We start from the raw sequence: 23,526 nt of genomic DNA, 5'->3' as shown, positions 1-23,526 counted from the left end.
ATAGGATCGCTGAATTTACCAGAATATGCTGCACGATGGGTGTCGGTAACTGTCAGTTGTGGTTTTGGGTTGATTCCTGTCCGCACGCTGTCAAGAGGTGCGAACGTAAGACCAAAGCGCAATTGACCACGGGGGAGGGGGGCTGATGCATATGGGCTTTACTCGGCTAATTCCCGATCCAGGCGTTTGGCTATCCGCTCGGCGTAGGAGGTATCTATGATGATTAGGCTCCCGCAGGTCACAAACAGAGCGACGAAGGGCCAGCCCATGAGGGTATGGACCCATTCGGGAAGGGTGAAGAAATCAGTGAGGAGCATGAGCGGCAACAGGATGTAAACGCTGTAGCCGAGGACATGCATGGTGTAGGGAATGGTAGTTCCTGTGATGTATCGCATGCCGATCCAGTAATTGTCGAGGGCGATTTGGAGTTCGCGGCTGCTGGCCGGGGTCATTTGGTGTTGGGGGAATTGCCGGTGGGTGGCCCAAACCCATGCGCCGACGCCGATGGCGAGGCCTAGGACGCAGCTGACGATCGCTGTGGTCCGACGGGGCATGCCCAGGAGGACATCGCCGCCCTGGAGTGGATGGTACGGTTCGAAGCGGTGCCATGCGTGGGCTATTTTTAAGGCGGATATGAAGATGATGACGATCAGCGCGATGATGGATAAGGGGACGGAGTAGTGTCTTCTGTTGTATTCCCTGGCTTCCGGGGTCCGGTAGCGCATGGGTGCCTTAACGGGCTGGTTGCGGACGCGGTCCCAGTAGACGCGGGTGAACCGGTCGGGCAGGAAGCCGATGGCTTCGTAGCGCCACCATGCGGGGCGGCTGGCGTGCCAGCTCGGTGTCGGCCGTGCCCGGCGGCGAACCTGGTCCTCACGCCGGTGGTCGCGGGCGAGGGCGCGGACCTGGCGGGCGCGCAGGAGCCTGGTGACGGGGTTGTCGGGCCCCTTCCAGGCCAGAAGGCTGACCTGGTCCTGGGTGAAGATGACCAGGTCGGGGTCGGGGGTGTGGCCGACGCCGACCTCGGGCAGGGGGGCGTCGTCGCCGGGGACCACGCCGGGTCCGCAGGCAAGGCCGCCCACGGAGCAGATCCTGCCTGCGTACCATGGACCGGATGACCCGGCGGCCTGTTCGGGTGGCTGCACGTACTGGCCGACCAGGCGGACCACCAGCCCGTCCTCTCCCAGCCCGTCGAACCATCCGGTGCCTCTGTAGGCCCCGGATACGCTGGCAGGCCCGTCGGCCAGGACAACCAGCGAGCCCAGGGGCAGGACCTGCCCGGGCCGGGGCCGGCCGATCCTGCCGCGCCGCCGCCACACATACCCCTGGAAGGTCTGCAGGCACAGGCCCCGCGCCAGGAGGTAGGGCGCCAGGACGCGGTCCATCAGCCGCCTCGACCTCCACGCATTGAACGACATCAACACAAACAACCAGACCAGCATCGCCGGAGAGCCTAATACGACATCTATCAATAGGTACACCATCAGTACGCACCCACTAATATCATCCCTGGTTTCAATCCGAGCCGCGCACATGGCGATGCAGAAGACAGCGGGAAAGCTACCATAGATTGTCCTTCATGTGGCCCCACTGTCATCTCCATTCCCGCGATTGGCGGAATCGTCGTAAAAAGTGTTGCCGGCTACTGTACCGAGGTATCCTACGACTAAACCAATTCCACTTCCTACAATCGTACCTGGTCCAGGGGCGATTGAATCCCACAACTGCTCCAGCGGCAGCTCATGCTGCAGCACCGATAACACCACCAGAGGCAGTGATCAGGCCATGAGCCATAGCATCTTGGGTAGCTGCCTGTTGTCAGTATGTGCCGAAGGAATCAGCAATGCCGCTCAATGATTCAAAACCGCCAGAAAGAAAATCGCCGACTATGAAAGAGCGGTTCAATGTGTTGAGTTGCATAGCCTAGGCGGTTGCTTCATTAACGCATCCGTCAAGGTCGTTTTTGGTCTTCTCCCCTCTATCCCTTTTATCGAGTATGTCCTATGTGACCGGTAACTGAATCAAAGATGAAGGTGGGGGTAGGAGGTTGATTTGGTGACTTCATCAAACCTTCGTTCATAGGATCGTTCCTCGGCGTTGATATATCCCATGAACACTATTTCCGTCACGTCTTGGCGGTTGAAGAAAACGAACTTGGCCGGATCAGTCATGCCATACGGAAATTGTACGGCACCATAGTCAAAGTAACCCGTTGTTCCATGCATGACTGTCAACGGAGCACGGGCGATGATAACTAGCAGGGTACCCGGGTCTCTTCTGGTTTTCACCACGGATCCCAAAGGAAGAATGGTATTTTCTGATTTGATGGAGTTCTGCTCGGATTGTTTCATTAGGTGCCCTCTTTGGTGGATGAATGAAGTTACATTCCCTCAACTTCTCTAAAACCTATGGTAGGGATACATGGTAAATCACGATCGGTTCGTGCAACACAGTGCGACATCTTCGCTACATGGGAGTGAAATGGCTGATTTCTCATTGGCGCTAATCAAATTTTCGTTATGCTTTCCTTCATTTTGTTGATTCCGTCGCTGTTTGCTTGGTCCGAAAAATGTGTATAATGGACTTTTGGCGTGTTTCGCCCGCGGATCGAGAGCGCTTCAGCATAGGGCTGGTGCACCGCGTAACGGAAGAATGCAAGAGGAGGAGCCGTGGCTCTTACGAGTGAGCAGAAGCAGGCAATCGTCAAGGAATACGCGACCCACGAGGGTGACACCGGTTCCCCCGAGGTCCAGGTGGCTCTGCTGAGCAAGCGCATCTCCGACCTGACCGAGCACCTCAAGCAGCATCAGCACGACCATCATTCGCGTCGCGGTCTGCTGCTCATGGTCGGCCATCGTCGCCGGTTGCTGGATTACCTCAAGAAGGTGGACATCAACCGCTACCGTTCCCTGGTGGAGCGTCTTGGACTGCGCCACTAATATGCATGCTTTCGCCCGGGCCTAGCGCTCGGGCGCTTTTGCATGACTGAACCAGGCACCGTTAACCCCGGGATGGGGTTGTAGAAGATGGTGCCGAGTTGAAATGCAAGGTTGGTCCGCAAGGAATGAAGATAGCCGGACATGGGGTTCGGCAGGACCAGACCGAAGTAGAAGGATCTCCGGCAGTCAATTGATGCCGAGCATCCTGACATCAGGTAGTAAACAAGCAGTAAACAAAAGGAGGAACCCTATGGAGGGTCCCGAAATCACGGCTGTAGAAGCCACGATCGATAACGGATCATATGGCAAGCGCACGGTGCGCTTCGAGACGGGTCGTCTCGCCCAGCAGGCGGATGGGGCAGTAGCCGCCTATCTTGATGACGATTCCATGGTGCTGTCCACCACCACCGCCGGGTCCAGCCCCAAGGAGAACTACGATTTCTTCCCGCTGACCGTCGATGTGGAAGAGAAGATGTACGCTGCGGGCAAGATCCCCGGCTCCTTCTTCCGCCGCGAGGGTCGGCCCTCCAACGAGGCCATCCTGGCCTGCCGGTTGATTGACCGCCCCCTGCGCCCCCTCTTCCCGCACACCCTGCGCAACGAGGTCCAGGTTGTGGAGACCATCCTGGCTGTTAACCCCGAGGATGCCTACGACGTGCTGGCCCTGAACGCGGCCTCCGCTTCCACCCTGATTTCCGGACTGCCCTTCGAGGGGCCGGTCTCGGGTCTGCGTCTGGCCCTGATCGATGGTCAGTGGGTGGCCTTCCCCCGCTGGAGCGAGCGCGAGCGCGCCGTCTTCGAGCTGGTCGTGGCCGGCCGTGTGGTCGAGGGCGGGGATGTCGCCATCGCCATGATCGAGGCAGGCGCCGGCAAGAACGCCTGGAGCCTGATCTATGACGAAGGCCAGATCAAGCCCGACGAAGAGGTTGTTGCCCAGGGTCTTGAGGCCGCCAAGCCCTTCATCAAGGTTCTGTGTGAGGCCCAGAGCGAGCTCAAGGCCAAGGCCGCCAAGCCCACCAAGGACTTCCAGCTCTTCCCCGAGTACACTGACGAGCTTTACGCTCGCATCGACCAGGTGGCGCACGCCGACCTGGACCAGGCCCTCTCCATCGCGGAGAAGCTGCCCCGCCAGGATCGTATCCACGAGATCAAGGAGAAGGTCCGCGAGGCCCTGGCCGACGAGTTCACCGACATGGACGAGGCTGAGAAGGACAAGGAACTGGGCAACGCCTTCAAGGAGCTTCAGCGCCAGATTGTCCGCCGCCGCATCCTGACCCAGGACTACCGCATCGACGGCCGCGGCCTGCGCGACATCCGCACCCTGTCCGCCGAGGTGGACGTGGTGCCCCGGGTGCACGGTTCGGCCCTCTTCCAGCGCGGCGAGACCCAGGTGCTGGGCGTCACCACCCTGAACATGCTGAAGATGGAGCAGACCATCGACGCCCTGTCCGGCCCCACCACCAAGCGCTACATGCACAACTACGAGATGCCGCCCTATTCGACCGGCGAGACCGGCCGCGTGGGTTCGCCCAAGCGCCGCGAGGTGGGCCATGGCAACCTGGCCGAGCGCGCGCTGATCCCGGTTCTGCCCAGCCGCGAGGAGTTCCCCTACGCCATCCGTCAGGTCTCCGAGGCCATCGGCTCCAACGGGTCCACCTCCATGGGCTCCGTCTGCGCCTCCACCCTGTCCCTGCTGGCTGCCGGCGTGCCTCTGAAGGCCCCTGTGGCGGGCATCGCCATGGGTCTGGTCACAGGCGAGGTCGACGGTCGGCCCACCTACAAGACCCTGACCGACATTCTGGGTGCCGAGGATGCCTTCGGCGACATGGACTTCAAGGTGGCCGGCACCTCCGAGTTCATCACCTCCCTGCAGCTGGACACCAAGCTGGACGGCATCCCCGCCGACATCCTGGCCGCCGCCCTGCAGCAGGCCAAGGAAGCCCGGGCCACCATCCTCGACGTGATCAACGAGTGCATCGACGGGCCTGCCGAGATGAGCCCCTATGCGCCGCGCATCATCACCACCCAGGTTCCGGTTGACAAGATCGGTGAGGTCATCGGACCCAAGGGCAAGATGATCAACCAGATCCAGGAGGACACCGGTGCCGACGTCTCCATTGAGGACGACGGCACGGTCTACATCGCCTCTGAGGGCGGCGAGGCAGCGGCCAAGGCCAAGGAGGTCATCGACCAGATCGCCAACCCGCACGTGCCCGAGGCGGGGGAGACCTTCAACGGCAAGGTGGTCAAGATCACCAGCTTCGGCGCCTTTGTCAATCTGACCCCTGGCACCGACGGGCTTCTGCACATCTCGCAGATCCGCAACCTGGCCAACGGCGAGCGCATCGACTCTGTGGAGGACGTCCTCAAGGAGGGCGACACCGTCGAGGTCATCGTCCAGGGTGTGGACGACCGCGGCAAGATCTCTTTGGCCATCCCCGGCTTCGAGGATCAGGAGTCCGCAGGTGGCCGTGATCGCGGTGGTCGTGGAGATCGTCGTGACCGTGGTGGCGATCGTCGTGAGCGCGGCGGACGTGGTGACCGTGATCGTCGTGATCGCCGCAGCCGTTCCTCAGAGCGCGAGGATCGGTATGAGGCCCCGCGCCGTTCCCGCTCCGAGCGTGATGATCGCTACTACGACGACGAGGATCAGGAGGATCGTCCCCGGCACCGTCGTCAGAGCCGCGACCGCGACTATGAGGATGGCGGAGACTGGTTCGAGGACGAGGACCGTGGCTCACGTCGCGATCGTCGTCGGGTCTCCCGCGATGATGACGATGATCGTGGTGGCCGTGGCCGTGGCGAGCGTCGTGGCCGTGGCGACCGTGGCGGTCGTCATGAGCGTCGCTCTTCCGGACGTGGCGGCTACCGTGGCCGCAGGGAGAATCCGCGCTACGCTGCCGACGAGCACTATGACGAGTACCGGGCCGACCGGGAGGAGCGCTCAGAGCGCCCTCGTCGCCGCGTGCGCAGGGACTTCGATCCCTTCGACAGTGAGGACTGATTCCCACTGATGCCGGGACCCCGTTCCATTGGACGGGGTCCCGTTTTTGTCTCTTCTGAATTTAGTGAGAGAATGATGGCATGTCCGTATCAATGATCGTGCTCATCATCATCGTTTTGCTGGTCGTGTTGCTGGTCATCTGGGGAATCGGTATCTACAACGGTCTGGTCAACCTGCGCAACCGGGTCGCCAATGGCTGGGCCCAGATTGACGTCCAGCTCAAGCAGCGTGCCGACCTGGTGCCCAACCTGGTCCAGACGGTCAAGGGCTACGCCTCACACGAGTCCACCGTCTTGGAGGAGGTGACCAAGGCCCGCGCCGACGTGGCCCAGGCCCAGACGGCTGGCGGAGACCAGATGCAGGCCCGTGCCGCTGCTGAGCAGCGGCTGGGTCGATCCCTGGTCACTCTGATGGCTCGGGCGGAGGCCTACCCTGAGCTCAAGGCCAACCAGAACTTCCTGGACTTGCAGCGTCAGCTCAAGGACCTGGAGGACAAGATCGCCTACGCCAGGCAGTTCTACAATGATGTGGTTCAGAAGTTCAACACCCGCATCGAGACGGTCCCCTCAAACATCATCGCATCCCTCTTCCACTTCCGTCAGGCCCAGTACTTCCAGGCTGACGAGGGTAGCCGCCAGGCGCCCGTAGTGGACTTCGGACAGTGAACGCCCCAGCGGCCTCCTCTGGGAAACCGGTCTCAGGCCATCCCTCCTGGAGCACTTCCCGCTTTTTCCGAGCCTTGGCACTGGCTTTGGTGGCAGCCTTGGTGACGTGCATAGTCGCTGCTCTGCTTATCTTCAACAAGAATTGGCCGGACCTGGTATACGATTCAGTGGACTATGATGTCCAGGTCCTGGATAACGGCGATTTGCGCATCAGTCAGGACCTGACCGTAACCATGAACTCCCGTGAGGACGACAACGGCGACAAACGTCCCTGGAGGGAGCTCTACCAGCGTTATCAGATCAAGCCTGACCGGCTGACGGGCATCAGTGACATAAGCGTGCGCGACCTGACCAATGGCTCTACATATAGGCAAGCCGATCCGCCGACGGATCCTGATAACCTCGATCAGGTTCCCGACTGGGATAAGACCATGGCTGGCACCTGGTATATGGGCACAGTCTCGGACTCAGGATTGGAATCCTACAAGCCGGGCGACTCGGACCAAGGATCCGCCTGCGGCGCCCAGGGGGACCGGTGTCAGGTGGAGCTGGGTTGGAACATTCCGCAGATTGCCGAGGATTCAGGTCGGCGCTTCCGCATCGACATGACCTTCCACGGTGTCACTACTGCCCATCCCGATGTGGCTGAATTCCAATGGGAGCCCGTGGGCGACACCAACCAGATTTCCGTCGAGCATATGAGCGCTGATGTCAGGCTTCCCAAGCTTATAGGAACAGAGAAGGACAAGGATGCCAAGGCCTGGCTCCATTTCGCTGGCAAGGGTTCCTACCAGGTGGGCGATGACAGCCGTATCCACTTTTCAGCTGACCAGATCGGGCCAGGTCAGCATCTGGATTTGGTGGTTCTCTTCGATGCGAAGAGGGTTTCCTCCGTGGTCAGGACCGACTCTCAACCGGCGCGTGACCGCATCATCAAGCAGGAGCGCCAGCAGTATGAGCACTGGCACGCCGAGCAGACCAGACGGGCGCGGATCGGACTTTTGGCTGGTGTACTGACCGTCTTAGCTGCTATCGCGCTGATTGTAGTGATGCTCTGGCAGGCCTTCCGCACCTATGGAGACTCCCAGTACCGAGGCGATATTATCTACTACCGTCAGCCTCCTGATCTGTCACCGGCCGTGGCCGCTGTTATCAACGATTTGATGCTGACCAGAGAATCCCCTATTGGCAGGCAATTGTCAGCCACCATTCTCTCCCTGGCCTCCAAGCGGGCCATCGCTCTGATTCCGGTCAAGTATAAGGACCGGGCGAATTCCGGCGGAGGTTCCCTGACTAAGGTGATGCGCTCGCTGCTCCACAAAGGCAAACGGCAGTCCATGGAGGTGGTCATTAATCCGGTCTGTAGTCAGGATCGAGCCTCCCTGGCCCTGTCCTTAAGCGAGGAAGCCTGCCTGACCATGCTGGAAGGTGCTTCCGCTCTGATGGGGTCCAAGGATGAACGTTTCGACCTGTACGAGATGATTGCTCTCTTCTCCAGCACCGAAGCTAATCATGGCAAGGTCTATCTGGAGGCTTTCGACAAGGCCGTCAAGTATGAGACCAACAATGCTGACCTGCGTGCCTATCGTCATGGTATAGAGGTCTTGCCCTTCCTGGCCGTGCTCTTGGCCGCTTTCATCCTGCTGGCTGGATTCCTACCGGGCACCGTGCTGGTACGTGCGCCATTGGCCGTGCTTCTGGTGGCTGTTGCAGCATTCTCCATTCGTTATGGTAGTTGGCAAGTGCTCAGCAGGAATGGACAGCTCATGGCTGGTCAGGTGTCAGGGCTTCGGCGCTATCTGCTGGACTTCAGCGATTTTAGCCACCGGGGCGTGGAGGATCTGGTGCTCTGGGACCGCTACCTGGTTTACGCTGCGGCCTTCGGTATAAGTGACCGGGTTGTCGCTCAGCTGGCACAGGCCAGCCCTGAACTGACCGACTTCGACTGGCTGAATAATAATGCGCGCGGGAGCCTGCTCTACTGTACCTTCCTGCCTTACAGCCAGAATGTTCCGGTGGCTTCCTCCGTGAGTGGCCCTGAAGCATTGGCTGCAAATTCAATGCTTGGCCAAGGCGGGGTGGTTGATCTGGGTACTCAGTTGACCCAGGGACTCGAACAGATCGGCGGCCTGATCGGCCAGGCCAGCGGCAATAGTTCCGGCAGTGGTATTGGTGGGTTTGGCTCCGGTGGTGGTTCCTTCGGCGGCTCCGGTGGCGGCTCCGGTGGTGGTTCCTTCGACGGTCGTTGATACTGGGCCACAAGCTAAGCTCGATGGGGAGCCGGCGGTGTCGAAGCCGGCCTCAATCTACAAGACGGGAGTACATGCATGACATCGTCGATGCGGGCCTTGGGGCCCTTTACTACGACAGCGGTCGGACTGGGCTGCATGGGATTGTCCATCGAGGGCAAGCCGGACCAGGCAACGGCCATCGACGTCATCCACCAGGCCCTGGATGCCGGTTGCCGACATCTGGATACCGCCTGGTCATACTACGAATCGGGCGGCCCCGAACAGACCAACGAGCGACTGGTTCGCCAGGCTTTGGACTCCTGGAAGGGCCCCCGTCAGGACGTGCTGGTAGCCACCAAGGTTGGGCACTACCGCAACTTCACTGACGGGCGACCCACCTGGGCTGTGGATGGTCGGCCGGAGAGCCTGATCCGGCACGCCAAGGAGTCCGCTCAGGCCCTGGGCGTGGACACCATTGACCTGCTCTATATGCACCGTCCTGACCCACAGGTGCCCTACCAGGAGTCGCTGGAGGCCATGGCTGAGCTGGCCAAGCAGGGCGTGGCCCGGACCCTGGGTGTCTCCAACGTAGATATTGAGCGGATGGACCTGGCTCGCAAGATTCTGGGCGATGATCTCGTAGCCGTGCAGAACCAGTTCTCACCCACCTTCACCAGCTCCCGCCAGGAGCTGGACCATGCGGCTGAACTGGGTCTGGCCTTCGTCTGCTGGAGCCCCCTGGGAGGCTTCCGAGCGCCCAAGGACGAAACCCGTTATGATGCCTTCCGGCAGGTGGCTCAGGAGCGCAGTGTCTCCCACCAGCGCGTGGTCCTGGCCTGGGAACTGTCCCAGAACAGCAACGTCTTTGTGGTTCCCGGGGCTCACAGGGCGGCCACCATTCTGGATTCCCTACAGGCGGCTGACATGGAACTGAGCGAGGACGAGATGGACCGCCTGAACCGGGCGGCGACTGCATGAGTCCCAAGCCTGAACCAAGAGAGCAGGGCACCCAGAGCGATCAGGGCCAAGCCTGGGATCGGGAACGGACCCTACTGGACAGCAGTCCCCTGCCGTCACTGGACGATCAGGGCCGGCCGATCCCAGTCACCATTCCCATAGCCTTGGCGCCTGGGATCAAAGTGGTCTATACCACCAGGCTGGGCGGGGTCTCCTCGGGCGATTATGCCCAGCTGAATCTCGGCGGCAAGGGGGGCGACGACCCGCAGGCGGTGGCTGCCAACCGTCAGGCCCTGGGCCGCCAGCTGGACCGTCCCATGGTCCTGGTGGATCAGGTTCACTCAGCCAGGGTCTGGGACGCCGACCAGGGTCAGCCCCAGGGGCGCTGCGAAGCCGATGCGCAGGTGACCACCCGTCGTGACCTGGCCCTGGGCATCTTCGCGGCCGATTGCCTTCCTGTGTTGCTGACCGACCCCCAGGCCGGCGTGACGGGTGCGGCACATTGCGGTCGTCGTGGTTTGGTGGCTGGCGTCATTCCAGCCACAGTCCAGGCTATGGCCGACAAGGGCGCCAACCCCTCCAGGATCGTGGCAACGCTGGGGCCTAGGATCTGCGCAGACTGCTATCAGGTGTGTTCGAACCTGGCTGATGACTTCGAGAAGCGCTTCCCTGGCGCATCCGGACCATGCCGATTCGGCGGAATCGCCATCGACATCGCCGCTGCAGCCAGAATGGAACTGAAGGCGGCAGGAGTGACCCGTATCGTTGACTCCACCCCGCGGGTCGCTGCTGCCACCAGTTACCTTTGCCAGGATCCGGATCTGGAAGAGCTCTGCAGCCATGACAATGAGGGCCCCTCCCTGTCGAGGCGTCTTGAGGACCTGCGCCGACCCTTGTGTACCCTGGAGAATCCGCTCTGGTACTCCCACCGCCGGGCCTCGCTGGCCAGCAAGGCGGGGGAGGGGCGCATGCTGGCCCTTATCCTGGCCGACGACTGATGCAGTATGTTGATTGACTGGCTTCTGACAGCTGGAGCAGGCCTCGGGTGCAGATGTTCGGTGCAGATAGCACCGGGTCTGCGCCCCTTCCTGTCCTCGCGTGAGTACCGTTGAGTTTATGAGTGAGAGCAGAGCATCAGCAGCCCCGTCCGAGGTCAGTCAGGATAACGCCGAGCCAGAGGAGCAGATTCAGCCAGTTGTGGCGGTGATTCTGGCGGCCGGGCTGGGCCTTCGATTTGACGAGAGCAACCCCAAGCAGCTGGTGCAGGTGGGCGGCAAACCCATCATCACCTGGTCAATTGACGCCTTCCAATTCAATGCCCGGGTCACCGACATTCTGGTCGTGGTCAACGATCGGGTGCGGGAGGCTGTCGAGGCCATCGTGGGCGATGACACCTACGACAAGGTCCGCATGGTCATTCAGGGCGGCATCGAGCGCATGGACAGCACCGAGGCGGCCCTGCAGACCCTGGCCGAAGCGGAGATCCCCCAGGATGCCAAGCTGCTCATCCACGATGCGGTACGCCCCTTCGTCAGCCAGGAGTCCATCAATGGCTGCATCGATGCCCTGGATACTTTCAACGCCGCAACCGTGGCCGTGGCCTCGACCGACACCATGCTGATGGCCGGGGATCTGGGGGATCGCAAGGTGGTCCGTCAGGTGCCCGACCGAGACAACATGTTCCGGGCCCAGACCCCACAGGCCTTCCGCTTCGGCACCCTCCGCAAGGCCTACGACCTGGCTGCCGCAGACCCCGACTTCCATCCCACCGACGATACCCGGGTGGTGGTGGATCGCCTGCCCGAGGAACCGGTGGCCATCGTGGCCGGCAGTGTGACCAACATGAAGATCACCCTGCCTTCGGACGTGCCCATGGCTGAATGGATAGCGCGCTCCCTGGCCGGGTGAAGTCCTGTGTACCATGGGGCACATGGAGCAGATCAAGGTCATCGTCGCCGGATACGATCATTACGAGGGTGTTGATGTCAACCCCTCCTATCAGGTCTCACAGGCTCTGGCCGAGCATGGCATGGAAGGCATGCGGCCAGTCGGCCCCACCGAGGAGGATCCGCTGGAGGGCGTGGATCTGGCTATTTCCTCCGTCACCATGCCTGTCAGCTTCGCCAAGGCCTGGCCCATACTGCATGAGGCCATAGAGCGTGTGCGTCCGGATATCATCATCGCCACAGGGCTCAAGCGTCGGGCTCGCGGCATCGCCATGGAGCGCTGCGCCGTCAACCTCAAGGAGGACGACGCTGACGATCGGGAAAATCTGGGGGAGCAGGAGTCTCGAGATACCGTCCGTCATGCCAACCGCCAGCCCATCGACTCCCAGGGTCCGGCCGCCTACTGGACCCGACTGCCGCTGAGGGCCATCCTGCACGACTTCGGCACCTGCGGCATTCCTGCCACGCTGAGCTCGGACGCGGGCACTTATGTCTGCAACGCGCTCTTCTACAACCTGCTGGCTTGGGCTGCAGGACACAAGGATGTCCTGGCCGGGTTCGTCAGCCTTCCCCTGGTCAACGAAAGCGGCGGTCAGGAGTGCGGTCTGCCCCTGGATCAGCAGATAGAGGCTGTGCGCGAGGTGGTCAACGAGACCATTCGCTACTATCGTAGGCCCTCCTCCAGCCCCATTCTTATTGCCTGAGACCCGTATGTAAGGCCAATGTGTCGGCGGCAGGTCAGACGGCGACTTTTGGTCGGTCATGGGGTAGAGTCAAGGTAAATCCACCGGACCGAAGACATCTTTGTCACGGCCCGGCATGTCCTGGTGGCGAAGAGGAGTGTTTCCATGGCCGAAGATCAGTTTCCCGTTGTCCTGCGAGGCTATGACAAGGAGCGGGTCGACCAGGCCTTGGCGGCCTCGCGGAGCAATCTAGCCCGGCTGCGTCAGCAGATCAAGGCCGATGACGATCGCATTCTGAAGCTGGAGGCGGAACTCCAGGAGGTCAAGTCCCGCAAGCCCGAACAGCCGCGCAACTCCTTTGCTTCCCTGGGGGCCAACGCCCAGCAGCTGCTGGCCTCGGCCGAGCAGACCAGCACCGAGCTGCTCAACCGCGCCAAGCAGGATGCGGCATCCACCAAGACCTCTGCCCAAGAGAAGGCGACGACCCTGGTCAACAAGGCTCAGCTTGAAGCCAAGCACATCGTGGACGAGGCCAACGCCAAGGCCAAGTCGATCGTCGAGGCCGCCAACGACGAAGCCAGGACCGTCACCACCACCGCCAAGCAGCAGAGCGAACAGAACAAGGCCGCAGCCGATAAGGTCGTGGCCGAACGCCGCCAGGCCCTGGATCTGGAGCTGCAGAACTCACGCGAGGAACATGAGAAGCGGCTGGCCACCAGCAAGGCCACCCAGGACAAGGAGCTGTCCGAACAGAAGGCCAAGGCCGCCAAGGAGATTGCCGACAAGCGGCGCAAGAGCGACGAGGAGATCGCCAAGCTCAAGAAAGAGGCCAACGATCAGATCCAGAAGGCCCTGGCCGAGGCCAACAAGAAGCTGGCCGACGTGCGTGAGCAGGTCTCCAAGAGCCTGAATGACGCCCGTAGGCAGGCTTCGGAAATCACCGACAAAGCCAAGTCCGAGGCCCAGCAGATCGTGGACGAGTCCAAGGTCACCAGCGCCGAGACCATGGCCAAGGTCAACGCCGAGGCCGAGCAGGTCCGCTCCGACATTGCCGCCCAGCAGGAGGATGCCACCAAGAAGGTGGGCGAGCTGCTCAAGAACCTGGAGGATCGGCGGGTCAAGACCGAGAAGGAGACCCAGGAGCTGATAGAACAGGCCAAGGCCACCCGCAAGGATGCCGATTCGTTCGCCTCCTTCAAGCGGGAGGAGTCCGAGCGCAAGGCCAACCAGTTGCTGGAGGAGGCCAAGCAGCGCGCCCAAACCGAGATCGAGGATCAGCGCAAGGCCGCCCAATCCGAGCTTGACGGGCTCAAGGACCACATCGCCAAGCTGCAGCACCGGGAGGCCACCATTACCTCTCGGGTCGACGAGCTGCGGAACATCTTCTCCAAGTCCTTCGGCAACTTCGACGGCTTCCATGACGAGGCTGTGATCAATGACCAGGACGAGGGGCAGGCGCCCAGCGTGCCCGTGGTCAACGCTGTACCTGCCGCGGATCCGCTGCCGGCTCCTGCTTCGTCGGCTTCGGCGACATCCTCGGAGGCTGAAGGCGAGGATCAGGCCGTCGATCAGCCCCTTGCCGATGCCCAGGTAGAAGCCCCTCAGACACCGGTCGATCCGGTTCCAGCCAGCCAACCGACCGATGGCGTGGCCACTGATTCCACCAGTGATTCCGAGGAGGACGCCAACGTGGCTGCGGCTGTCAGATCCTCAGCCAATATGCCTACTCAGGTTCTGCCCTCTCCGACGCCGAGCGCCCTCTCCGATGCATCCGCCCAGGCCGATGACGCGCCGGCCCAGGATGAGGCCGGACAGGTGGAGAAGGCAGTCACCGATCAGGAAACTACGGTTATTCCGCCCATCAACGATGACGCTACCCCGACCGATCGGGACTGATTAGCAAAGGACATTGTTCCTTGGGGCCGGATCGTAGGTATGGTCTGCGATCCGGCCCTGTCGTTCTGCCTTGCTCGGAAGTTGGGTGGCCGTCAATCTCGGCCTGAACCCCTGCTGAGGCCTAGAGTCGGTAGTGAAGAGGTGCAGGCCAAGGGTCACGGGGTTGGGAGAGCGTCATGCAGCAATCACGGCACGCATCATCACATGTGTCTGGCACGGGGTCGTCCGGGTCGGCTGCGGCTTCTCGCCCATGGAGTGCCCAGGTGCGCCGTGGAGTGGACCTGCAATCCCTCTATGCCCTGGTGTATCTGGTGGTGGCCAACCTGATCGCAGGGATTCTGAATCTGCCCGCTGTGGCTGCGGCCCTGGGCATTGCCCGTCAGCCAGGGCTGGGGGATCTGCTGGGTGATCTGGTCATGTTGGTCTTTCTCTTCGGCACCCGCGGTCAGGATCTGCTCGGGCGCGGTTCCAACCCTGTGCAGTACAAGGCGCAGACCAATCCCGGTCCGGCCGTGCTGATCGGGGCCATCCTGCTGATCATGCTGGCCAGCAGCATCGAGACCGGCTTCACCTGGGTGGTCAACCAGGGATCCCAGGCCCTGGGGCTGGTCTACCACTCCACCACCTCCCAGATCGCGGCGGGCCAGCATGGGTTCCTGTCACCCCTGGACACGGCCATCCTGGTCCCCGTCGTCGAGGAGTTCCTGCTGCGCGGCGTGGTCATGGGCAGGCTCAAGCCCTACGGACGAACCTTCGCCATCGTCACCTCCTCTTTCATCTTTGCCTGCCTGCACGGAGACATCACCCAGAGCCTGTTCACCTTCCTGCTGGGTCTGGTTTTGGGTGTCATCGCCATGGAATACTCCATCCTCTGGTCCATTGCCCTGCATATCTTCAACAACCTGGTTTTGGCTGACGCCACGATGTGGCTGATCCAGACGGTGCCGGCCCGCACCGGCATGATGATCAACCAGGGGATGACCCTTCTGGGCCTGGTTGGGGGACTGGTCGTCCTTTGGCTGATTCGGGGAAAGCTGGCAGACCGCCTCCGCGCCAATCGTTCACGCCACGGCACCTATAAGGGCTGGATCTCCTTCGGGCTGGCCGTCCTGGTGGCCCTGGCCGTCGTCAATGCGGCACAGCGCTTCTCCCTGGCTTGACAAGGGTACAGTTGTCCACATCCTCCGCCAGGCGAACCCTTAAGGGCCGATTCCCGCTATGCTGGATGCAGGGATGCAGATACATCCGCATGAAAGGAAACAAGGACAGACCGTATGACATCAGTACTGACACCACTGGATCAGACCCGTTTGGAGGGCCTGCGCACCGCCTTCGATGAGCGCGAGGCCAACCACGTCGCCATGAACGCCGTCACTCAGGTAGGCATTGACGAGGTGGCCCACAACTATAACCGCTCCCGTCTGCTCCAGCACCGATTTTCGGTCAGCATCGATAATGGCACGGTCACTTCGCAGGCGCATTCCGGCCGCTGCTGGCTCTTCAGCTCGCTGAACGTAGCCCGATTCATAGCCCGCAAGGCGCTGAACATCGATGGTGAAAGCACAGCCAACCCCATGGGTGATTTCGAGCTGTCCCAGAACTACGCCATGTACTATGACAAGCTTGAGCGTGTCAACTACTTCCTACGCGACGTGGCGGCTCTGGTGCGTGCTGGCGAGCCCGTCGACTCCCAGCTCATGCGCTTCATGATGGGCGACGTCATGGGCGATGGCGGCCAGTGGATCATGGCCATGAACATCTATAAGAAGTACGGCGCAGTGCCCAAGCAGTTCTATCCCGAGACCGCCTCCTCGCAGAACACCAGCCAGATGAACGATCAGCTGCGTCGCCTGCTCCACCAGGCCACGGCTCACATGGTGGCCAATCCGGACGGGATCGACGAGATCGTCGATCGAACCCTGGAGGCCGGTCATCGTATCCTGACCATTCATCTGGGCACTCCGCCCACCAGCTTCGACTGGGAGTGGACCGACAAGGACGGCGTCTTCCACCGGGATGGGCGGATCACCCCACAGGAGTTCTGGAAGCGCTACGTGAATGCCGGGCTTGAAGACTATGTCTGCCTGGTCGACGATCCACGCCCCGAGCACCCCAAGGGCCGCAAGATTGGCATCGAACATCTGGGCAACGTTGCTGGTGGCGATCCCACCGAGTACCTGAACGTTCCTGTAGAGGTCATGAAGGACTGCGCCCGTCGTCTGATGAGCGAGCAGGGCCTGCCGGTCTGGTTCGGCGCCGACTGCCACCCCATGATGGACCGCAAGGCCGGTCAGTGGGCGACTGATCTGTTCGAGTATGGCAGGGTCTACGGAGTGGACTTCGACATGGACAAGGAGCAGAGGGTGCGCTTCGGCGATTCGGCCCAGAACCATGCCATGGCATTCGTGGGCGTGGATGTGGCCGACGACGGCCGGACCACCAACCGCTGGAGGGTGGAGAACTCCTGGGGCGGTGACATCGCCAACAAGGGCTACTTCACTATGAGCGACGACTGGTTCAGCCAGTATGTCTACGAGGTGGCCGTGCCCAAGTCCATGCTGTCCGAGGAGTATCGCCAGGCCTTCGATCAAGAGGCCATCATGCTGCCCGCCTGGGATCCCATGGGTGCCCTAGCCTGAGCAACCACACCTAATTTATCCATCTAATTGTTCGTTTCCGCGGTCTGCATGGGCTGCGGGAACGAACCGTCCGCATTGGTCCGGATGCGGGTGGTCATAAGGAATTCGGGCAAGATCGTCGCAGTACGACAGAGAGGAGAGCGACCGTGGCATTCGTCAAGGAACCGGATATCATCCCGGAAGAGGAGCGGCAGTATTTTGCCGATACGGCCGTCTTTCCCGAAACAGTGGATGTCAACATTCGTCAGCTGGATCCCATCCCGGCTCCCAGGGTTTTTCTGCGCTCGCGACCCCTGGATCCGGAGCGTATGGAGCTGGTACGGGACTCCCGCCAGGCCATTCGCAATGTTCTGCATGGCAGGGACGACCGGCTGCTGGTCATCACCGGCCCCTGCTCAGTCCACGACCCGAAGGCTGCGCTGGAGTACGCCCGTCGCCTGTCGGCGGTCAATGAGCGATTGAAGGATCGGCTGCTGATCGTCATGCGGGTCTACTTTGAGAAACCCCGGACCACGGTGGGCTGGAAGGGGCTGATCAATGACCCCGACCTGGATGGAACGTTCAACATTCGCAAGGGGATTCGCCTGGCTCGTCAGGTGCTCTGGCAGGTTCTGGGACAGGGGATCCCGGCGGCCACAGAATGGCTGGATCCCATCACCCCACAGTATCTCTCTGACGCGGTCAGCTGGGGGGCCATCGGTGCTCGGAACACGGAGAGCCAGGTCCACAGGGAGCTGGCCAGCGGCATGTCCATGCCCATGGGTTTCAAGAATTCGACCGAGGGCAGCGTAAAGGCAGCGGTTGATTCTTGCCTGGCAGCAGCATCCGAGCATCACTTCCTGTCCATCAATCTGGACGGCCATGTCATCGCTGCCGAGACCAGGGGCAACCCTGACTGCCACATAATTCTGCGCGGTTCCAGCCATGGCCCCAATTACGATTCGGAATCCGTCCGGTCCGCCCTGGAAGCCATGCATCAGGCTCCGCTGGGTCCTGGAGCCTGCCGGGGCCTGATCGTCGACGCAGCCCATGGCAACTGCAGCAAGGATCCAGTGCGTGAGGCCCAGGTGGTTGAAGAGTTGGCAGACCGCCTCGCCAAGGGTGAGCAGGGCCTGTCAGGCATCATGATGGAGAGCTTTCTTGAGGGCGGCCACCAGAAACCGGCCCCGCTGGATCAGCTGGTCTTCGGCCAGTCCGTCACCGACGCCTGCATTTCCTGGGACAGGACCGAGGAACTGCTGCAGATCCTGGCCGATGCTGTGCAAGCTCGTCGGGAAAGGATGAAGGCATGAGCCGGATGAAGGACGAGCCGCAGGAGCCCCTGCCCCGACCCAGTAAGGCTTATGAAGTTGAACTGGTGCACAAGGCGCTGGCGGCTGGCGTCAACCCCCTGCAGACGGGGAACGTGCCCAGGTGGGAGGACGAGGTAGGCATAGGCCGGATCGTCAACAGGCGAGTTTTTGAGCTTGACCGTTTGCCCTCGCCCGCGCAGATGCTGACTCGTTATCCCTTGGATGGACCGGCCAAGGACCTGGTCATCCGCTCCCGGCAGGAGATCGTGGATTGCCTGCATGGGCGGGATGACCGGTTGCTGGTCATTGTGGGCCCCTGCTCCATCCACGACCCCGATGCCGCACTGGACTATGCTCGTCGTCTGTCGGCCGTCAATGAGCGGTTGAAGGATCGGCTGCTGATCGTCATGCGGGTCTACTTCGAGAAACCTCGGACCACGGTCGGTTGGAAGGGTCTGATCAACGATCCCGACCTGGATGGCAGCTATAACATCCAGAAGGGCCTGGTCCTGGCACGGCGCATTCTGCTAGGGGTGCTGGAAACCGGACTTCCGGCGGCCACGGAATTTCTTGAGCCTACATCGCCGCAGTACATTTCTGATGCGGTCAGTTGGGGGGCCATTGGTGCCCGGAACACGGAGAGCCAGGTCCACCGGCAGCTGGCCAGTGGCATGTCCATGCCCATCGGCTTCAAGAACGCCACGGACGGCAGCGTGGATGTGTCCATTGATTCCTGCTATGCGGCCTCTCAGCGCCACACCTTCTTCGGGATAGACCATGAGGGTCAGGCTGCGGCAGTGGCGACCATGGGCAACCCCGACTGCCATCTGGTCCTTCGTGGCTCCAAGTCCGGCCCCAACTATGATCAGGATTCGGTGCGGGCAGCCCTTGCCGTGCTACGCAAGCGCATGCCTAAGGACAGCGCGGCTGCCCACGGACTGCTCATTGATGCTTCCCACGGCAATTCCGGCAAGGACGAGCGGCGCCAGATTCAGGTTGTCCATGAGCTGGCCCGGCGGATAGGTGACGGTGAGGAAGGCGTCACTGGCCTGATGATGGAGAGTTTCATACGCGGAGGCAATCAGAAGCCGGCCCCATTGGACCAGCTGGTCTACGGGTGTTCGATCACCGACCGTTGCATCTCCTGGCCTGATACCCAGGATTTGCTGGAGGAGCTGGCAGGAGCAGTGGACCGCCGTCGAAGCGTGGCTCGTTGACTTGCGCCTGCAGTAGTCTGGTCGGGCTGCAGTTGCAGGTGAAATCTTGGATAAGGAGTCAGGTATGAGCGAAGCGGATGCTTCCCTGAAGGGTGAAGATCGGCGGCCGGTTGCCGTCATCGGGGCCATGGATGAGGAGGTGGCCCTGATCGGCCGAGGTCTGAAGCAGGCGGATCACGATCCCCATGCTGGTGATGCTGGCCTGAAGGTCATATGTGGCACCCTTGATGGGGCACACGGCCCGGTTCGTCTGGCTGCCACCGTGGGTGGCATGGGCACCGTCAACATCGCCGCCACCACACAGTATTTGATCGATGCCTTCCATCCCAGGGCCGTTATCTTCTCTGGTATTGCGGGCAACCTGAACAAGGATCTGCACATCAACGACGTGGTCCTTGGAGGCACCCTGCGGTATCTGGACACTGATATGCGCTTGGTGGCCCAGTCGGCCCCCGGCACCGAGGAGTTCCACTCGGATCCTCATCTGCTGGATCTGGCAAGCCGGACCCTGGACTCCATGGGGATCAAGCACATCGTCGGCACCATTGCGACAGGTGACTACTTTGTTGACAGCCCTGAGAAGATTGCCGAAGTCAAGGAGCAGACCGGGGCCGATGCGGTCGAGATGGAGGGAGCAGCTGTCTGCCATGTGGCGGCCCGCAACAAGGTGCCAGCCCTGGTTATTCGCGCTCTGAGCGACAATGCCGACACCGACTATGAGGTCTTCCGCGAGTTCGACATCTCCGAATATGCCGACACGGCCGCCAGGCTGGTGCTGGGCATCGTGCGCGGGCTCTGAGCGCCGATCAGCAAGGAGCCCTCGGCCGTGCAGCTTGGCACCTATGGGCCTGTGAACTTGACGGCTGCAGCTGACCTGTGTATTATTACCCCTTGCATACCAAAGACCGTTGGTCGGGACCCTTGGGTCTCCTAAGTTCGGTTGATCGAGCCAGCACAGGTTGAGTTTTCAATTGGTCCTCGTGGCCTGTTTTCCGCTCTGCCTGTCGGCAGGGCTTTCTTTTTGCCTGCCATGCTCGGTCGTCCGGCTCCCTCCAGAGGTCTGTCTAGGAAGGAACGCCATGAAAAGGCCCGAAAAGGAAGAGGCTGTCGCCAGGCTGACGGACAAGTTCCGTGACGCCGATGCCATCATCCTCACCGAGTACCGCGGGCTCAGTGTTCCGCAGGTCGCCGATCTGCGAAACAAGCTAGGCCGCGATACTTCCTACAACGTGGCGAAGAACACGCTAGCCCGGATTGCGGCCAAAGAGGCTGGAATCGAGGGTCTCGATGAGATGCTTGCCGGCCCCTGCGCCATCACCTTCGTCAAGGGTGATTACGTCAATGCCGCCAAGACGTTGCGTGATTTCGCCAAGGACAACCCGGCACTGATTGTCAAGGGCGGCTTCATCGATGGAGCCGTTGCTGATGCAGATGCCATGAAGAAGATCGCGGATCTGGAATCCCGCGATGTTCTGCTCTCCCGTATGGCCGGCGCGCTCAAGGGCACCATGTCCAAGGCCGCCAACCTGTTCGTCGCTGTGCCTACCAAGGCTGTGCGCACGTTCGACGCCCTGCGCGAGAAGCAGGAAAAGGCCGCCTGAGTCCACGGCCACTGGCCCGGATCCATACGGCAAACACAAAAAAAGATGTTCGGTGATCGGCCTACCAGTCAATGCCGGTCGCCACAAATGAAAGGAAGCCATTATGGCCAAGCTCTCCGCTGACGAGCTCATCGACGCGTTCAAGGAAATGACTCTGGTCGAGCTGTCCGACTTCGTCAAGAAGTTCGAGGACGAGTTCGACGTCGAGGCCTCCGCCCCCGTGGCCGTGGCCGCTGCCGCTCCCGGTGCTGCTGCTCCTGCTGAGGAGGAGAAGACCGAGTTCGACGTCGTGCTCTCCGCTATCGGCGACAAGAAGATCCAGGTCATCAAGGCCGTCAAGGCCATCACCAACCTGGGCCTGGCCGACGCCAAGGCTCTGGTTGACGGTGCCCCCAAGACCGTCCTGGAAGGTGCCAAGAAGGAGGACGCCGACAAGGCCAAGGCTCAGCTGGAAGAGGCCGGCGCCACCGTCGAGCTCAAGTAGTCATCGGCTCTTTCCGAGCCCTTGCATGCTGGAAAGCCCTGTGTCGTCACCGACGGCTCGGGGCTTTCCCATACCCGGCCATACCCTGGGGGATGGGTGTGCCTGTTGGGTCGGCTTTGGACCAAACGATTATGAGTCGCTTGCTTTCCGCACAAGAGTGGATCGAAGTGTCTAAATTGATTCATGGCAGGCAATGAACCACCTGCCGTTTACCACAATCAGACTTGCAGATACTCCCGATCCGGACGGCTCCAAGAGGTGTGCTATGCCTGCGAGCCTCTCATGTGTCCTTTATCAGGTAATTCGGCACGCAATCAATCCTATCTCTGGGTTTCATGACAGAATAGGCGGTAGTACCGAGTGAAGGCGGCTGCAGATTTGGGAGGTCGAAAACGTGAGTGACGATCGGCGACCGGGGCAGGTGTGGATAATCAAGTTCAATGGGGCGGAAGAGACCCGGCTCAAGCCTGGCGAGACCGTCGAGATTGGCCGCAAGCCCCTGCGTCCGCTGGCCGATGACGGTCGGCGCCGTCTGGAGGTGCCTGATCAGACTAAATCCATGTCCAAACGACATGCCATTTTTTCCGTCGACCAGGACGGTCTGGCCACCCTGCGCGATATGGGTTCCACCAACGGCTCCTATCTGATCCAGTCCGACGGCTCCCTGGTCAGGCTGCCTGTGGATGCCGCCTTCCCCCTGTCCAGCAGCTCGGCTCGCTTCCAGTTCGGTGATGTCCCGGTCGACTTCGTGTGCATCAACAATCCCGAAGAGGATACGACCAATCCCTCGCCCCGGGTGCCTGACCTCTTCTCATACTCCACACAGCCCCGGGGTATGGTGGAGCCTGATGCGGCTGAAATGTCCGTCGACGACATTCTGGACATGCGCGCCGGCGAGCCCACTGGCATCTTCAAGGCCGACGGGGTTCGCAACCGGGTCACTGCCCTTCACGATATGGCCTTGGGCGCTGCCAAGACAGCCGATTCCTCCCCAGAGGCCGGAGGCGCTTCACCAGATCGTCCTAGGAATGTCCCAGCCGCTCGCGGTTCACAGGGCAATCCGTCGTCGCCTTTCTCAGGAAGACCGGAGCCAGCAGATTCCCGAGGCCAGCAAGTTCGGTATTCTGACAATGCTGATTCAGCCGAGCATGGCCAGACCGACAGGAGACTGGCCGATGTCGGCTCGGCTGAGGGCCAGGAATCATACCCTCGCGGAGCCTATTCCGACCAGCCGGATGATGGAGTATTCGAGGACCGCGAAGGTGACCGGCGTGGTGGCGAAGCCCGCCAGCCTCTGCCATGGCAGGAACGCGAATCCGAGCAGAGTCTGCCCTTGGTCGGCACTCGCGAGGAGGATAGCCAGCCGGTCGATCGCGATCTTTTCGCTGATGCTCGTCGTTCCCGTTCCGCTGAATCGGCCCCCGATCAGGATCGCTATGACCAGGATGCTCGCGATGCCCGTGATGATCGCCATCATCGTGATGATCGCGCAGCTTCCGGCCGCAGGGGTTATGCAGATGGTCAATCTCGGCAAGGCCGGGTGAGCGAAGCGGACACGGGCCAGGGATTCACTCCGCTGGGAGCCGTAGAGCTGGCCCGCCTTTCCAAGAAGGAGTCAGATCAGGATCGGCGTCCTCAGCCAGCGGATCAGCCGGATGATGACCAGCGGTATCAGCCGGCTTTCGAGCCTGGATCCGTTTTTGAGCGGGTTTCCAAGGGTGACTATGACCGTGGTCAGGAGGCCATCGAAGTGGATGGGATGAGCTCCGATGATGCCAAACGCACCGGGGATTTCGCCCTGCAGTTCGCCATGGCCAAGCATCGCCAGTTGCTGCCCTTCCTGGCGATGAATCCGGCCCTCTATGATGATCTGTACGCCTGGTTGGAGGCTCAGGGCGACCAGGACATCGACGCGGCCCTGCGCAACAATGACGGGTATCACGAATATCTGAACGCCGTGCGGAAGTGAGTG

Annotated in this window: 19 protein-coding genes; 17 read left to right on the top strand and 2 right to left on the bottom strand. The window is 61.3% G+C overall.

Annotation, left to right across the window (positions count from 1 at the left end; genetic code table 11):
* Positions 1–158: 158 nt before the first annotated feature.
* Complete coding sequence (locus P273_RS0102065) at positions 159–1,385, bottom strand: hypothetical protein (protein WP_024626837.1); 1,227 nt, start codon at positions 1,383–1,385, stop codon at positions 159–161.
* Positions 1,386–2,021: 636 nt separating this feature from the next.
* Positions 2,022–2,351: a DUF4176 domain-containing protein gene (locus P273_RS0102060; RefSeq protein WP_051354084.1), complete on the bottom strand. Its 330-nt coding sequence runs from the start codon at positions 2,349–2,351 to the stop codon at positions 2,022–2,024.
* 318 nt (positions 2,352–2,669) lie between these two features.
* Between P273_RS0102060 and rpsO the strand changes: the two genes are divergently transcribed.
* From rpsO to P273_RS10145, 17 genes are all read left to right on the top strand, one after another.
* Positions 2,670–2,939, top strand: coding sequence for a 30S ribosomal protein S15 (gene rpsO, locus P273_RS0102055; protein ID WP_024626835.1), 270 nt, complete (start codon positions 2,670–2,672; stop codon positions 2,937–2,939).
* Between the two features lie 250 nt (positions 2,940–3,189).
* On the top strand, positions 3,190–5,943 hold the full coding sequence (locus P273_RS0102050) for a polyribonucleotide nucleotidyltransferase (RefSeq protein WP_024626834.1): 2,754 nt from the start codon (positions 3,190–3,192) through the stop codon (positions 5,941–5,943).
* An 80-nt stretch (positions 5,944–6,023) separates the two neighbouring features.
* Positions 6,024–6,608, top strand: coding sequence for a LemA family protein (locus tag P273_RS0102045; protein WP_024626833.1), 585 nt, complete (start codon positions 6,024–6,026; stop codon positions 6,606–6,608).
* Positions 6,609–6,709: 101 nt separating this feature from the next.
* Positions 6,710–8,857, top strand: coding sequence for a DUF2207 domain-containing protein (locus P273_RS0102040; RefSeq protein ID WP_172637227.1), 2,148 nt, complete (start codon positions 6,710–6,712; stop codon positions 8,855–8,857).
* Between the two features lie 78 nt (positions 8,858–8,935).
* The gene (locus tag P273_RS0102035) at positions 8,936–9,817 is read left to right on the top strand and encodes an aldo/keto reductase (protein WP_024626831.1); all 882 of its coding nucleotides are present in this window, start codon (positions 8,936–8,938) and stop codon (positions 9,815–9,817) included.
* The gene (locus P273_RS0102030; RefSeq protein WP_024626830.1) at positions 9,814–10,794 is read left to right on the top strand and encodes a polyphenol oxidase family protein; all 981 of its coding nucleotides are present in this window, start codon (positions 9,814–9,816) and stop codon (positions 10,792–10,794) included. The genes P273_RS0102035 and P273_RS0102030 overlap by 4 nt, the downstream gene beginning before the upstream one ends.
* A gap of 118 nt (positions 10,795–10,912) precedes the next feature.
* Positions 10,913–11,704, top strand: a complete 792-nt coding sequence (locus P273_RS0102025; protein WP_024626829.1) for a 2-C-methyl-D-erythritol 4-phosphate cytidylyltransferase — start codon at positions 10,913–10,915, stop codon at positions 11,702–11,704.
* A gap of 22 nt (positions 11,705–11,726) precedes the next feature.
* Complete coding sequence (locus tag P273_RS0102020) at positions 11,727–12,446, top strand: pyroglutamyl-peptidase I (protein ID WP_024626828.1); 720 nt, start codon at positions 11,727–11,729, stop codon at positions 12,444–12,446.
* Between the two features lie 144 nt (positions 12,447–12,590).
* A complete protein-coding gene (locus tag P273_RS0102015; RefSeq protein WP_024626827.1) occupies positions 12,591–14,321 on the top strand; it encodes a cell division protein in 1,731 nt (576 codons plus the stop codon).
* A 176-nt stretch (positions 14,322–14,497) separates the two neighbouring features.
* On the top strand, positions 14,498–15,481 hold the full coding sequence (locus P273_RS09475; protein WP_081709210.1) for a CPBP family intramembrane glutamic endopeptidase: 984 nt from the start codon (positions 14,498–14,500) through the stop codon (positions 15,479–15,481).
* A 114-nt stretch (positions 15,482–15,595) separates the two neighbouring features.
* Positions 15,596–16,960 (top strand): C1 family peptidase, encoded by a 1,365-nt coding sequence (locus tag P273_RS0102005; RefSeq protein ID WP_024626825.1) that lies wholly within the window; start codon positions 15,596–15,598, stop codon positions 16,958–16,960.
* Between the two features lie 146 nt (positions 16,961–17,106).
* Positions 17,107–18,252 (top strand): 3-deoxy-7-phosphoheptulonate synthase, encoded by a 1,146-nt coding sequence (locus P273_RS0102000; RefSeq protein WP_024626824.1) that lies wholly within the window; start codon positions 17,107–17,109, stop codon positions 18,250–18,252.
* Complete coding sequence (locus P273_RS0101995) at positions 18,249–19,469, top strand: 3-deoxy-7-phosphoheptulonate synthase (RefSeq protein ID WP_024626823.1); 1,221 nt, start codon at positions 18,249–18,251, stop codon at positions 19,467–19,469. The genes P273_RS0102000 and P273_RS0101995 overlap by 4 nt, the downstream gene beginning before the upstream one ends.
* 64 nt (positions 19,470–19,533) lie before the next feature.
* The gene (gene mtnN / locus P273_RS0101990; RefSeq protein WP_051354083.1) at positions 19,534–20,268 is read left to right on the top strand and encodes a 5'-methylthioadenosine/S-adenosylhomocysteine nucleosidase; all 735 of its coding nucleotides are present in this window, start codon (positions 19,534–19,536) and stop codon (positions 20,266–20,268) included.
* A 280-nt stretch (positions 20,269–20,548) separates the two neighbouring features.
* Positions 20,549–21,070 (top strand): 50S ribosomal protein L10, encoded by a 522-nt coding sequence (gene rplJ / locus P273_RS0101985; protein ID WP_024626821.1) that lies wholly within the window; start codon positions 20,549–20,551, stop codon positions 21,068–21,070.
* Positions 21,071–21,173: 103 nt separating this feature from the next.
* Positions 21,174–21,554, top strand: coding sequence for a 50S ribosomal protein L7/L12 (gene rplL, locus P273_RS0101980; RefSeq protein ID WP_015022403.1), 381 nt, complete (start codon positions 21,174–21,176; stop codon positions 21,552–21,554).
* A gap of 394 nt (positions 21,555–21,948) precedes the next feature.
* Positions 21,949–23,523 (top strand): FHA domain-containing protein, encoded by a 1,575-nt coding sequence (locus P273_RS10145; RefSeq protein ID WP_024626820.1) that lies wholly within the window; start codon positions 21,949–21,951, stop codon positions 23,521–23,523.
* Positions 23,524–23,526: the final 3 nt, after the last annotated feature.

Source organism: Bifidobacterium sp. A11 (assembly GCF_000499185.1).
Lineage (GTDB): Bacteria > Actinomycetota > Actinomycetes > Actinomycetales > Bifidobacteriaceae > Bombiscardovia > Bombiscardovia mizhiensis.
This window is presented reverse-complemented; position numbering and strand designations above follow the sequence as displayed.